This is a genomic window from Vibrio cincinnatiensis, assembly GCF_022113815.1.
GTDB lineage: Bacteria > Pseudomonadota > Gammaproteobacteria > Enterobacterales > Vibrionaceae > Vibrio > Vibrio cincinnatiensis_A.
The window spans coordinates 120,498-134,685 of sequence record NZ_SGOM01000008.1; the positions used below are offsets into that span (position 1 = coordinate 120,498).

Consider the following 14,188-nt stretch of genomic DNA (forward strand, 5'->3'; position numbering starts at 1 on the left):
AAATAACATCGATAAAGTCAATGCACACTACCGTGCGATGAGCTCATGTTTTCCATTGTTAGATGAACAATGATGTGAACAACATCGGTAATCCGTCGTGTATCGCCACTGAAGAAAGGGCAAATACAGAGATGTCGTGTTACTCGATGGGTTGGCATTCAAACGGAATGTCGTCTCAATGGAGTGAGCTTGTGAGTATGATAACGTCCTTTGTTATTTTTGAAATATCTGTTTAATTAATTTTGATATTATAGTTTTTATATCTAGTTAATCGCTCTATTTGTGGGTTTTAAGTTTAATTTTTATATTAAATATGAAATTATATTTTGATTTTCTCTGGCGGTTTGGATGGGTGCTGTTTTTATTCACAATTTGGATAAATCATCCTATTTTTAGACTTATATCGGTTGTTTTTTCTGTATTTTGCTAACTTTTTGGTTGTTTTGGTTTTGAATTAAATGAATTGGTAGATGAAAGGGGAGGTTTTCTCCCCTAAGCCATCAGTTAATGCTGTTTTAATACGGAAGCTAAACAGTGAGCAGCTTTCATTAGTTCTTGTTCAGTTGAATTGGTGAAATTAAGCCGCAACGCCGCAGGGGCTTCATCTGGGTCAGGGTAAAAAACAGGGCTAGGAACAACCGCAACCCCTTCAGCCAGTAGCTGTTTAGCCAGTTCAAAAGTGTCACACTGAGGAATGGAGAGCCAGATAAACATGCCGCCATCTATAGGGTTCAGTTCACAGTCTTCAGGTAATTCGCTTTTCAGAGCATTAAATAACACCTCATAACGTGCACGGTATAGTGTACGAATCTGCTCGAGGTGTTCCGGAAATTTAGGGTTGGCGAGTAAGCCATGTAGCAAGGCTTGCATAGGAACACTGGAATGAAGGTCGGCCCCTTGTTTAACTTTAATCATTGGCGCTAAATAGGATGATAAGCCTGAAACTGCACCCAATCTTAGACCCGGAGAGGCTATTTTAGAGAAAGAGCGCAGAACAATGGATTGTTCTGGACAAAAGTCAGAGACCAATGGATAGACTTCACCGGCAAAACGTAATTCACGGTAAGGGACATCTTCCACTAAAACGACATTAAATATTTTACAGAGTTCAGCTACTTTTTTACGTGTATTCAAACTCCAGCTGATGCCTGTGGGGTTATGAAAATCCGGGACAGCATAAAACATTTTAGGCTGTTGAGATTGGAAGCACTGTGCTAACTCTTCAAGGTTTGGTCCTTCAGGTGTTTGCGTAACCGTGACAATGTGAGCTTGAGCTAACCCAAACACTTGCATTGCACCTAAGTAGCTGGGTGCTTCCATAACAACTTTATCTGCAGGGTTAATATAAGCTCGAGCAATGAGATCTAACCCTTGCTGTGATCCTGTTGTTATCATGACCTCATGGCTTGCGGGCAGAGCAAACGCATTTTTTAGAAAGTCGATGAGTGGGCTATAACCTGCGGTTGCACCATACTGAAAAACGTGAGGATGCTCGGCTAGCCCCACGAGTGTGGATCGCATTAGCTCAATGGGAAAGGTTGCTTCATCCGGTAACCCTCCCGCTAAAGAGATCACCTTGCTATCACTGGCCGCCGCGAGGATTTCACGGATATAGGATGATTTCACTTGTTGTAACGACTCTGCGATGTCCATGTTTGATTCCTGTATTCTATTTTTATGCCTCGCATAGTACGATTGGTAGCATAAAATTGTTTGTCCATTTATGCTCAAATGCATCTTTATGGGTATTATTTAACCGATGAATTCACAGCATGTTTCGCGTATCAATGATGTTCTTTATTACATTCATCAAGATATTGCGAATGACTTGTCAGCAAAGAAATTAGCCGACTTAGCCGCATATTCAGAACAACATTTTCACCGTGTTTTTAAACGTGTTGTGGGGGAAGCCGTACACCAATATATCCGCCGAACACGAATGGAGTATGCTGCCAACCAATTAATGTTTGATGCACAAACTCCGGTTATTGATATTGCAAACAAATGCGGATTTAGCTCACTTTCTTCTTTTTCTAAAGCATTTAAAGCGGAATTTCATGTGGCTCCGGGTCAATGGCGGCATGGAGAGGGAAACTTGTCAACACGAGCACCTATCCAGGATAGCGATGTGGCGGAAGGCTATCGACGAGTGGCAAATCTTGTCTTACCAAGACCAAAAATCATAGAAACTCAGCCTCGCTTGACGGCTTATATCCGGCATCAAGGTTATAATCGCTCGATTCGTGACTCTTGGAATGCATTAATTCATTGGGCGAAGGAAGAACAGCGAAATATGACTCAGCAGTTTGGACTCCACCATTCAAACCCCGCTTGGGTTGAATTAGATAAATGTCGTTATGTCGCCTGCTTGGAAATTCATAAACCAGTAAAATTGAGAGGGGCGGTGAACCAGCTAACGATCCCCGGTGGATTGCATGCGGTATTTCGGCTGCAAGGCCGTTATGGCGAATTATTACCTCAAGTGAGCCAGATTTTTGAAAAGTGGTTGCCTCAATCACGTTATAAATTGCGCTCAACTCCTGCTTATGTTCACTATCATAAAAATCATTTTCTCAGCCTTGATGAACGATTTGAAATTGACTTCTATCTGCCGATCAGCATTTTTTGATAAGAGAATTCAAGTACCTAGTGGTGTTTCTTAATTGGGGTGTTGTGAATGCTACTCAGGTGATGTGATTTTGCTGGTGGATTTGGGCGGGATTCGGGGCCGGGGTTCTATGTTGATTGTGCGGGGAGGTTACTGCAGGCCTTCGCTCATAATCGATTGCTTCCCAGTTCAAGTCTGGGAGGGCCACCATATTCAGATAAGGCTTATGGAGAAATCCGTAAGTCTTTTTTCGTTCTAGTCCTTTCCATATCCGGTCTGCGATTACTTCCGGTAATCTCAGGTCCATTAGGTTTGTCAGAACTAATGGGTTAATGAATTTAAGCTCTGAAACATTTTTGCCCCAAAACGAGTCAGCGACTGCATGAGCCATTACTCTCCATGCCATCATTTGGAATATTTTTTCTAACCCAAAGTAAGGGGCTAATCTGCCTGTGAGAAACATAGATATTTAAAACCTTAGCACTCTCATAGCTATAGACTTTATGCAATCTGTTTGATTTCAATAACAACCCTTCCAATTTTGTTGTGCTAGCATCGGAAGCATAATTTTAATTTGCTCAGAGGAGAAATGCATTGGCCAGACGAGGAAGTGGTTTAAGGACGGCTATAAAGGTTGTTAAAGCTATAGATAGGGCCAGCAAACAAGCCGCCCGCGAAGCTCAGCGTAGAGAGAAAGCTCGGCAACGTGCTGAAGCTCAAGCACTTAGAGAGCATGAAAGAGGTGTGCGCGAAGCTCAGCGAGAACTAAAGCGGCAAGTAAGACAGCAACAATCCGCAGCAAAGCAAGCATTTAAAAATGCGCTATCAAATGCAAATGAAGAGTACCAAGACCGCTGCGAAGAACGAGCCGCCCTTAGAAAGCAATTCATACAAGAGGTTTTAAGGTAAACAATGGATAATAATTTACTGATATTAGCAGGCATATCTTTGTTAGCAGTTTTGCTGACCTATATAGTGACGAAACGCTCTGCGGATAAAAAAGTTGGACAGTACAAGTCAATTGATGAAGCGTTAACGAAAGCCAAAAAAGAGCACGAGACATTAAAGAAAGCAAATGAATCACTACAGCAAACTACTGAGATAGCAAAGCAGGCGCTTTCCAAAATTAACGCTGAAACTGCCGACCTACAAGCTTTGAAAGGACAAGATAACTCTCTTAAAGTTAGTATTCTAGAACAGCAACAGTCTCTTGACGCTGCCCAAAACACTCTAAATGAACTTAATGCCAATATTGAAAAAGGCGAACTGGATCTGAACGAGCTAATGGGTGGGATAGACTTGTATTCACGACTCGATGAATATACTGCTCATGGTCATTTTGAAATGCCACAATATCTCTACGAAACATCAGCTCGCTATTCTGAAGAGATCAAAGACATACGGCAGCAACAAAAAGACATGATTAAAGCGAAGACCGCAGTCACCTTCCCAGAAACGACCGTTATTTCTAATGATAAGTCTTTGAATAAAAAAATCCTCAATGGTCAAGTTAAGCTAATGCTAACTGCGTTCAATATTGAATGTGACATGCTTATTGGCAAGGTTTCTCCAAGCTCATTTGGTCGTACGCTAGAACGAATCGAGAAACTAGCAAACAATCTAGAAAAGTCGGCTGCGACACTGGAGTGTGGCTTTGATATTGACTACATCGAACTAAAATTCGAAGAATGTAAGCTTCAGTATCAATATACCCTGAAGAAACAGGAAGAAATTGCCGAGCAGAAGCTCATCAAAGAGCAAATTCGTGAAGAGCAGAGAGCAATAAAGGAGTTTGAAAAAGCTATTGCTGAAGCTGAGAAAGAAGAAAAAATGTATCGAAACCTTCTTGATAAAGCTCAGCAAGAGCTTGCTCAAGCAAATGAACAAGAACGTAGTGAAATGGAACAAAGAATAGCCATTCTAGAGCAGCAATTGGCCGAAGCTGAAGCCAAAGAAGAGCGTGCTAAGAGTATGGCGGAACAAACTCGTAAGGGCCATGTGTACGTAATAAGTAACATTGGTTCCTTTGGAGAAGATGTTTACAAGATAGGTTTAACGCGCAGGCTAGAGCCTATGGACAGAGTTAAAGAGCTTGGTGATGCCAGTGTACCATTCCCATTTGACGTACATGCCATGATTTATACTGATGATGCACCTGCACTCGAAACAGCTTTGCACCGTGAATTCCATTCTCAACGTGTTAATGCAGTTAACCTTCGCAAGGAGTTCTTCAGTGTCGATCTAGAGGAAATTAAAGATGCGGTTGAAAAGATCGCTGGAGTAGATGCTGAGTTCAAAATGACCGCTCTGGCGGAAGACTATTACGAAAGCCTCCGTCTTAGTGATGCCGCATGATTTAACAGTTTTGTCCGTCTTCGAGTCAGCCAGATCAGCGCTGGCTCACCTTTGCCCCATTATTCTCTAGTTAAATTTATCAATAGCGAGGTCGTAGTGACGTGATGACCTACTTAATCTAATCAAAACGCTATGTTCTCTTCAGTTTAAAATAATCAGCAACTGGAAGGAACATAGCGTTTTTGATAGGTGCTTTAGTAGCATTTGTTGGCATCGAGAAGAGTTGGGTTTTCTCTTGTTTGATCATTCCACTGATAACGAGCGGTATAGCAAATCGAGTTCCCTTTGTCTTCTACTTTGCCATCGGAGATGTAATCTGCTCCTACCTTGCCAATGATTACGGAAGTAACAGTAAACTGGCCTCGGTTGATGGCTCTTAGCTGGTCGGTTTGTTCAATCCATTTTTGATTGTGCGCCAAGTAACTGAGAGCCATATCCGAGTTTACCGTTTTCAGTTTTTCACTACTGATATAACTCGAGTAGGTGAAGTAGCTGGCAGCAAAGGTGATGCATATAAAACCGATGGTTACTTTGCTCATGATTAGCCAAAGATGTAAGCGACTGTTAGAGCCGACTGGTTGTTTTGATTAATTAAGTAAACAAGAGTTGGGTTTAGAACTTCTTCATCACCGGCTTGCTCGAGCTTCCATTCTTCAATCGCTACTGGTACAGCAACTTCTTTAATCCAGCGGAACATACTCAGTGGTCCACCTTTAATTGCATAGCCTGCCGATTTCTCTACGAAGGTACTCTACAGTGTTAACAGCTTCGAACCCTCCAAAGCGTTGTCATACATGTAGTAGTAGGTATTTGAAACCTCTTCATTATACTGATAGCCAGATGGTGGAGTGAACACTGTACAGTTATTACCGTAGATGTTGCGATTGCCGACTACACGGAATCGAGCCATGAGCTCCAAGAACGACTCTTCGGTTTCGACAGGAGTAGGTTCTTCTGAGCGGCCAAGTTCGTTGTATTTGTTTGCAACCAACTCAAAAATTTCTCCTTCACCGCAGCTCATCACCTCTTCAATTGTGAGATTCGTTAAACCAAATGCTTTTGTCATATGGTCAAAGGATTGTTGTTTAAGTTTGGCTTCCATAGCTTCAAAAATTTCCGGAGTAACCAGAGCTTTATCACGAATATGTACGATATTCATAAATCACCTTTGTATCATTTATCAAGTCAGTAGTTACTTTGTGATTATAAGTACGATTGATAATCAACTAGATGATATGCATCAATAATTGCAACCAAACCGATCTGTCATTTATCGAAATTGTATTCTTAATCGTTGGCGCTTTCTTTTTTTACTGCGACAATACCGCTTGTGTCCTTGCCTCAAGTATGGATATAGCTTACAACCCAAGCGCTGGTCTGTACGAGTGAAGTTGAACACTTCATTAAGTGGCTTTCCCATACCAAAAGTTATCCGTAACTTTCTAATTTAAGTTATTGCTCTAAGAAGGTTATGTCCAAAAGTAATTTATAAATTGTTTGCTATAGCCCCTGTATTAGTCATTAAAGAAGCCCACTCATTTCTGGCACGCTGTCGGCTTGCGCTAGCAAGTATTCGCACTCTGTTTGGATGAGTAACACACATAGTTCTATGTGTTCACGCTCTCCATCATCGATTCCTTGAGCTTCGGTAAGGCCAATCGCTTCCTTCAGGGCATTTTTTATAGCACCAACGGTTTCTACCATTATGGAAGCCATTTTGGTGCCTGAATAACCCAGCAGAGCGCCGAATTCAACTAAATCATAGCTGGTGATAGGGCGTTTGAAGTTACCTTTCGGCGGATTTTGAAAGTCTTCACTTTCCCAATCTCCAATCGACATTGCAAAATATTGAGGGATACTGGCGGCACGACCCTCATCAGGAGACAATTTACCGCTTCGTGAGTTGCGTTTTGCTCCCTCTTGAGCGATGGCTTCTATGTTTACTAAATCATAAAAAGGGGTCAATTCCAGGCCTTTAGGGGTGACGAAGAAGCTAATATTTTTACCATGGGCATCGTAGTTTAGCGTTACTAGATTAAAGAGCATCCATTGGGTGAGCTTTAGGTTAGTGATGACCGTGTCTATGGTTTTGACGCTCAGTAGGCGTGGGAAAGAAACGCCATCACGCATATATACGCCATCGCCTTCATCTCCATTCTGACGCTCGTATTTGTAACCTGGAGGTAAGTCAGTTGCCTGACAGCCATCAATCACATGTCTTCGTTGAACGACATCTCGAGCCTCGATATAGGCACGATCGAACCGCTCTATTATCAGTGTTCTAGTCTTCCCAATGCGAGTTAACGCAACATTAGCGACGTCCAAACCTGCTAGCTTGGCTAATGTCATGCAAAAGAACTCATTAACAGCAATACACGGTGCTCTACCGCTTTCAAACTTCAGAATGTAGTTCGAACTTAATTTGCCTTCACCAAACCCCCATTCATCACCGCGCTTAAGTAAGTTTAATTTGTTTTGCACACCAGCAACCGAAAGGCGAACCTTACCGTCCCAATATACTAATGGCGCTAGATTTCTCTCTAGTCGTTCTATTAGTTCATCATCAGGTACAGGTCTAAAACTAGTTTCTTGAGGTTCTGATTCTGGAACTCGAAAAGATAATGCGCCAGATGTTTCCGCACCAAGCTTACGAATCAGCCCGAACGTGTTGCTTTTGGAGATAGTCGTGTTTTGTATCATCTCCTCAAAGGCTTCTCCTTCAGGGAGGAGATTTCTGAGGTAGTTCTCAATACTACGTGGCGAAGCCTTATCATCGAAAGGGATGTGTGGCGAAATTGGGAAACCAGTGTGTTTCCATTCATCTTCATAGATGAATGAGAACTCGGTTTCTGTCCCGACAGGAAGAATCAAACGACCAATTTTGGTATTCGTACCGATAAACACGTCTAACTGTTGTAACTTACTCATACCAACCGTCTTCATTGCTTCTCACGCTGTTTTCAACTTGGGAGGTTATTTGGCTATGTGGACGAACAAATAGGTTTAAATCGATAAGGCGTAAAGATAGCCCTAAGATGTCCATGAGGACGAGTACATTGGCAAAGGTGACACTGGTATCGCCTTTTTCTACTTTCATGACTGTTCTACGAGATAAGTTGGCTTTTGAAGCGAGATCATCAATACGCCAGCCTCTATCGGTGCGCTTTGAGCGAATGGCGCTCCCCAGCGTTTCCATACTGAACTCGGTATTCAAATCAGGCATAGGTTGTGCCTTTACCATCTTACCTTTTCTCATAAGTGCCTTTTAATGTACTTTTGTCACTGTTGGGTTCGTCTTAATATATAAGTTCACTATAACTCACTTTTGTAGTGACTGTATAAGAAATTATCTATAAGTGCAATTTAAGTTACTTATGGTTAGTTTGATAGTCCAATCTCTCTTTTTGTTCTCTATGGGAGGTATTTATCAGCCAGAACGACACATTTGGCAACAGCGTAGTATTCGGATTAGTATTGGAAGAAGACAGAGAAGAGTGCGTGAGCGGGGCTTACCTGACCCAAAATCGTCAGGTACAAAAAAAGGTTAGTAAACACTACGCTTACTAACCTTCTAGAATTTGGTGGCCCCTCCCAGACTTGAACTGGGGACCAATCGATTATGAGTCGACTGCTCGTATATAACCTATAATGTACTTACAACAACTTCCAACAATAGTCTTGATAACTATAAGTTAAACTGTATTATTGTTCAAGTAAGTTTAAGTGTTAATCCCTTACAACTTACAACAAGAAGATGGAAGATAGTTAATCATTGTAAGCAAGAGAGGTTAGGTGAATGAAGTTCAGGAAGCAATCTTACGCTCATCCTGTTCACCATGTTACGGTAAAGCAGAAAATAAAGCTCAAGAGTGGAGTGACGAATCACTTTATCGTCCTTTACATCAAACCTCTTGGCTCAGAGAAGCCAATCGTATTTAGAGAGCTAATCAACTACTTCGAGACAAATAGTAACAGCGGGTCTTGGCAACGTCAGGTAGCCCGAGCAATTGGCTTATTCTACGACTTCTGTGTTGAGAAGGCTCCTACCTACAAGAATGACAACAATGTTGCTGACACCATAAGGGGCTTTATTCAGTGCTCATTATCTGGAGATTCTGGTTTGGGTTGGACTCCAAGCAGCGCAAAAACAGTCAGAAGGAATGTCGGTTACATTCTAGATTTCTCTCGCTACATAGGATTGAATGGCACCCTGCCTAAGTCACCTTCTAAGATACATAAGGAGTATTTCTTTCGTGCTAGCCAAGTTAAGAATAACTCGTTCCTGAGCCACGTTACAGACGTTAATAAGGTTGCTGCTAGGCTACAGGCGACTTCAACAGATCACATATTCAAGTTTTCCAAGAGTACTACCACAACCTCCAACAAGGTGTCCCAGTTCCCAGAGGATTTGATTGAGCCACTTCTAAATGAAGGATTCAAACTGCGAAATGGAAGAGAAAATATTGGTGCTAAGATGATTACAATGCTCTTGATTTTTGGTGGGCTAAGAGAGAGTGAGCCGTTCCATTTATGGTTCAACGATTTCAATATTTACCCTAGCTCGGGGAAGCTTGAAATCTCTCTTCATCACCCATCAGAATCGAGTTGTGATATCCCTCCATATAAAAATAAAAGTCGAGCAGAGTATCTTTTGGAGCGTGGCCTATTACCGAGAGATAACGAGAACAACTCTAACTCTTATTATGCTGGGTGGAAAGACTTGGCTCTTGATAAAGACTACACAACACCAATTAGATTAATTCATGAAGATGCTGAAATATTATTCGTTAAGTTGTTCAAACAGTATATGCATGAAAGAGAAATCTGTATGAGAGACTATAAAGCCAAGTATGGGTATGAGCATCCATTCTTTTTTGTAAAAACTGGAGATGTGAATGATCTTGGTGCACCGATGTCTATTAACTCTTATTTAAAAGCATTTAAACAAGCATGTAAGAGACTTCAAAAATTAGGATATTATGTTGAGTATGGTGCAAAGAACGGGATTGCACCGCACTCTATGAGGCATTGGTTTGCATCAATTTTGGAGGAAGCTGGCGTACCTCCAAAAGTACTTCAAGATATGATGAACCATAGAAGTATCATGTCACAAGAAATATATAAATCAGCGAATAAACGAGCAATCGACGAAGCTTTGAAAAATGTTGCAGGTGTATATCTATTGTCTCTAAAAGGTATGTAGGTCTAAATTGAAAATCACAAAATCAACTGTCTTAAAATACATCGAAGATACGGGCATAAAAGAGTTAAGCAACACGAAATTGATTGAGTGTTTCTTGGTGTTAAATGCTACATCATTACCAGATATTTTTTCAGAAAAACTGCATGATGAGATGCTACGCAGGAAAGTTTGCTTCTCTGAATTCTACAACTTTGCCAAGTTCAATTGGTCAGCCTCATATTTAACGGCTTTGGCTACTAAGTCTAGTCCAGATGTTCAAAAGTTTGTGGATGAATTTGATGAGCACAATTCATCTTATGGTGACAACTCTGCACCAAGACAAAAGGGAAGGCTCTTCGCTAGGCTCTATTCGTTATTTTACAAGCGATATCGTATTAAGGAATTGAAAATAGCAGATGCTCAATACCTTTTTGATTTGGTCGTGAGTAATTATGATTTATTCAAAGGAAACAGAGGCGATGAATCAAATAGCCTTACAAGGAGGGATCTTTACGGCATAACTGCTTTTCTAAGAACAATCTATGAGTTTAACGAAACTGAAGTTCCGAAAGGTATTTTAGAGAAGATTGTTCCTGACGATCTTATTAAACCTCAAGGTAGAAGTATTGCTCGTGGAAAAGTCAAATCTCTAGGCCGTCAAGAGCAGTTAGCTACATATTCTCTTCTTGTAAAGATTAATGAATCTTACATTGATACGCTTATTTTAAAGACCCAGAAGGGGCAAAATTCAGCATTTTATAACTTGCTTGATTATGTTGAGAATGTGCTGGGAATTGAGTGTATTCATACAGTCGATGAGCTAACTGAGCTTTTAGTTCAGGGACGTAGAGGTTCTCAACGTTTTCTTCACTATCTAGAGAATGAAGTTAAAGCGAGTGTTAGAGCGAAGTCCATGTACATCCGAGATATGATGCTTTGGGCGATGAATGAATATAACATTGATCCTGAGAATGGTTTCGAGCCTCTATTTGATAATTATGAATGGGATCGTATTCAGAGAGATAAGGTTTTCAAGAAAAGTACTGGTTCTAGTAAAGACGAAACACCTAAAGCGGTGATACCAATGAGAGTCCACCAACTAGCCATTGATATCTTGCTTGACGAGGAATATAAGTGGGCAAAGACGCTGAAAGATCAATATTTCATTGATGATGAAGGTAATAGTGTATTTAACCCAACCTTGAATAATTTATTGGCTTTGGTTTTTCTATTGCCGATAAGAATAATTCAGGCTCAAGTGTTAGATAGTGGTGAGGGTGACGACTATCGTTATGACTTTGACAGTTTACGATGGATACCAAACGACAGTGGTCATGCAGGTTATTGGAAATCGAGGTATTCAGTTAATCAAGACCGAGGGTTTGTTAAGCGTGACATTAGCTTAGTAAGGGAAGCTATACAGAGTAAAAATATTGATGAAAATGGCTCCCCCATAGTTAGACAAGCCTACATGTACATCAACACGAATAAGACAGCAGATAGGAGTGTAGCTTTCAGTGAGGTTAGTGGGTATACCATTCCTTGGCATCATGCAGATGCACTTGCTATATATGCACGACAGTTAGAGTTTTTGAACAAACATCATCCCGTTAAATCTCCTGCTGCTATGAAAGATCTTGATAGACCTCAAACTATCCTAGGCGGCAAGCCAACTGCTGCGGTTTTAGAAATTACACCTTCACGCTTCTATTTGTTTAGATGTAATTTGAATTCTGATGAAAAAAGTAGAGATTTCCCACCAACTAAGCTGTTGATTACAAAGATGTGGAACCAATTGATGATGGAGATCCAGTGCCGTCTTGATGCTGAGGGAGCTGATTACTCTGTAATATCTCAAGAGAAACTTGAAAAATTTAGAAATAATGTTGGCGGTGGTAACTCTTACATCAGCTATCTAACGCCGCACTGTACACGAGTTACAGGAATTACAAGGCTCGAAGAGTTTGGTGTGCCTATTCATATCATTTCTAAGTTAATCGCTGGCCACGCCAACGTAAGAACTACATACCGTTATACCAAATATGATAAGAGCTATATAAATGACAGAATTACTGAAGCTCAAGCTAAAATAAGCAGCAAGATGGAGTTAGCGCTTACAGAAGAGCTGAAGACATCGGATATCGAGAAAGCGAGACAGATTGCTTACGTCCCTGATATCTATCTAACGTCTTGGGGAGACGTTCAAGAACGTAGCTGGAACTCTAATGCATTGGGAATATGCCCGAACTCAGGGACTCTTTGTCATGAAGGTCGTGATGAAGATGCTGCACAGTTTAATGGTATAGGGAAGTGCTTGAATTGCAAATATCTAATCAGTGGTAAACCATTCTTAATTAATATTTGGGCGCATGTGAATTCTCTTCTTTATAAAGCGAAAGAACTCAATGATGATTATATTCTTCTGCAAGCTGATTATAGGAAGCTTATAAAACAGAGGAAGAGTGAGTTCAAAGCAAATGGTCGTTCAGATGAATGGGCTAGCCTTAACAAGTTGATTAAGAAAGCGGAGAATAGTATGGAAATGAACTCAGGAGATGTGAATTTAATTCTTTCTGAGGTTTACTATGGGAACTTACTATTTGAAACGGTTAGGAATCTAACTAATACCAGCGAAGATTTCGTTGAAAGTATCGGTTTTGAGGATTGTACTAACTTTGAACATTTGAACGCAGTGGTAGAGTCCGAGTCTTATTTGCCCTATTTCGAAAGAGATAAAAACTTGAAGTTCAAACGTGACACGTTTGTTGATAAAGCACTTGTTGCCATTGGTGAGCAACCAATATTTCTAAGGAACTTAAGTCATGAGGAAAAGGAGCAGGCTATATCAGCAACGGCAAAGTTGATTGAAAACGACATCAAAGCACAGGAAGGGAAGTATCTAGTTGCAGCTTTGAGATTAGAGAATTTGATGGAGGTATGCCATGCAGCATGATGTTGATACCGTTCTAAAGAGCCTTCTTAAAGATGCAAATTCAAATGTTGAAACACGCCTAAAAGCGTTGAATAAAATTATTTATGGTTTTAAAAAGAATCATGTGGATTTAACCGTACCTAATGTAGTTGGTGCATTAGAGGCTATTGGAATAAAAATGAGTGCCAGCTCAATTTATAACAAAACCGTTCGGGGAAAACCCAACCCATACAGAGTCTTATTCGATGCGTGGTCACATGATATAGATAAGGCAAAAGTAAGTAAGGCATCTGCGGATTATTCACCTGTAGACTTTACTTCAATGACAGATGCTGATTTTGCAACTATTGGTAGTGATGTTGTTAAGTTCAAAGTTCAAACCTTATACAACGAGTTGAGGTCAGCAAGAAATCAAATCAATATGCTCAAGCAAATTCATGACTTACCTATTATTGAAGATACAGGTGAAAAACTTATATATCGTAAAAATGGGCTAATCGATGATGCTGTATCACCATCTCAAGGTATCAGTCCCTCAGAGTTAAATGAAGAATACATTGAAGAATATGCAGATGCCATTCGCTATTTCTTGAATGGTAATAGTAAAATTGAATTTGATGATGAGGGTTTCTTAATCGCTAAAACAACAATCCGAAAAGGTGACATGCTTAGTGATATTGATTTTAAATCCGCAATAGAAACAGCATATAAGGTATTGATAGAAAAATAGGAAATAAATGGCGTTGTTGAAAAAATCACCTTGAAGAACAATAACACTATATATGATTAGCCGTTGGCTTCTGACGTGTATACCTAGTCCTTTATGTATAGTTTTAACATTCGCCATGATTTCGCCAAATTTAGCGTTGTAACATCTTTAGTCATAATTAATAACGGGCAGTCATTGAATAAATGTATGCCGATATTAGGTTAGCCTCACATGAGGAGGCAAGCTGCCTCCTCATGTCTTTCATATAATCTTCTCGCATCACAATCACCAACGGTGATGGAATCGCTTTTCACCCAAAATCTCTCCTTCTAGTTGCTGAAAAGGGTGATCAACCTCCTTGTATTCAACTGTATGTAATGCTTATAGTTGCTTTTTTAAAGA

12 protein-coding genes and 1 pseudogene are annotated in these 14,188 nt (G+C 40.4%); 6 read left to right on the forward strand and 7 right to left on the reverse strand.

Annotation, left to right across the window (positions count from 1 at the left end):
* Positions 1–504 precede the first annotated feature (504 nt).
* The gene (locus EXA13_RS11615; RefSeq protein ID WP_238133326.1) at positions 505–1,653 is read right to left on the reverse strand and encodes a PLP-dependent aminotransferase family protein; all 1,149 of its coding nucleotides are present in this window, start codon (positions 1,651–1,653) and stop codon (positions 505–507) included.
* Between the two features lie 106 nt (positions 1,654–1,759).
* Between EXA13_RS11615 and EXA13_RS11620 the strand changes: the two genes are divergently transcribed.
* The 3 genes from EXA13_RS11620 to EXA13_RS11630 all read left to right on the forward strand — a co-directional run bounded on the left by EXA13_RS11620 (position 1,760) and on the right by EXA13_RS11630 (position 4,963).
* A complete protein-coding gene (locus EXA13_RS11620; RefSeq protein ID WP_238133327.1) occupies positions 1,760–2,629 on the forward strand; it encodes an AraC family transcriptional regulator in 870 nt (289 codons plus the stop codon).
* Positions 2,630–3,202: 573 nt separating this feature from the next.
* Positions 3,203–3,517, forward strand: a complete 315-nt coding sequence (locus EXA13_RS11625) for a hypothetical protein (RefSeq protein ID WP_238133328.1) — start codon at positions 3,203–3,205, stop codon at positions 3,515–3,517.
* A 3-nt stretch (positions 3,518–3,520) separates the two neighbouring features.
* Entirely contained in the window at positions 3,521–4,963 is a 1,443-nt protein-coding gene (locus EXA13_RS11630; protein ID WP_238133329.1) for a DUF4041 domain-containing protein, read from the forward strand.
* 194 nt (positions 4,964–5,157) lie between these two features.
* On the opposite strand, the gene EXA13_RS11635 is transcribed toward EXA13_RS11630, so the two are convergent.
* The 6 genes and pseudogenes from EXA13_RS11635 to EXA13_RS11655 form a co-directional block, all read right to left on the reverse strand.
* On the reverse strand, positions 5,158–5,502 hold the full coding sequence (locus EXA13_RS11635) for a hypothetical protein (protein ID WP_016788068.1): 345 nt from the start codon (positions 5,500–5,502) through the stop codon (positions 5,158–5,160).
* Between the two features lie 2 nt (positions 5,503–5,504).
* Complete coding sequence (locus EXA13_RS11640) at positions 5,505–5,660, reverse strand: hypothetical protein (protein ID WP_186731602.1); 156 nt, start codon at positions 5,658–5,660, stop codon at positions 5,505–5,507.
* A 54-nt stretch (positions 5,661–5,714) separates the two neighbouring features.
* Positions 5,715–6,122 (reverse strand): hypothetical protein, encoded by a 408-nt coding sequence (locus EXA13_RS11645; protein WP_238133330.1) that lies wholly within the window; start codon positions 6,120–6,122, stop codon positions 5,715–5,717.
* Between the two features lie 103 nt (positions 6,123–6,225).
* A pseudogene (locus EXA13_RS16980) lies at positions 6,226–6,341 on the reverse strand (IS30 family transposase); the annotation flags it as partial.
* Positions 6,342–6,484: 143 nt separating this feature from the next.
* Positions 6,485–7,891: a HipA domain-containing protein gene (locus EXA13_RS11650; RefSeq protein ID WP_238133331.1), complete on the reverse strand. Its 1,407-nt coding sequence runs from the start codon at positions 7,889–7,891 to the stop codon at positions 6,485–6,487.
* Complete coding sequence (locus EXA13_RS11655) at positions 7,884–8,219, reverse strand: helix-turn-helix domain-containing protein (protein WP_238114847.1); 336 nt, start codon at positions 8,217–8,219, stop codon at positions 7,884–7,886. Before EXA13_RS11655 ends, EXA13_RS11650 begins: the two co-directional genes overlap by 8 nt.
* Positions 8,220–8,759: 540 nt before the next feature.
* Here EXA13_RS11655 and EXA13_RS11660 point away from each other — a divergent pair.
* The 3 genes from EXA13_RS11660 to EXA13_RS11670 are packed head-to-tail and all read left to right on the forward strand — an operon-like array spanning position 8,760 to position 13,807.
* Positions 8,760–10,166, forward strand: coding sequence for a site-specific integrase (locus EXA13_RS11660; RefSeq protein ID WP_238133332.1), 1,407 nt, complete (start codon positions 8,760–8,762; stop codon positions 10,164–10,166).
* Between the two features lie 7 nt (positions 10,167–10,173).
* Positions 10,174–13,098 (forward strand): VPA1269 family protein, encoded by a 2,925-nt coding sequence (locus EXA13_RS11665; RefSeq protein ID WP_238133333.1) that lies wholly within the window; start codon positions 10,174–10,176, stop codon positions 13,096–13,098.
* The gene (locus tag EXA13_RS11670) at positions 13,088–13,807 is read left to right on the forward strand and encodes a hypothetical protein (protein ID WP_238133334.1); all 720 of its coding nucleotides are present in this window, start codon (positions 13,088–13,090) and stop codon (positions 13,805–13,807) included. The genes EXA13_RS11665 and EXA13_RS11670 overlap by 11 nt, the downstream gene beginning before the upstream one ends.
* Positions 13,808–14,188 lie beyond the last annotated feature (381 nt).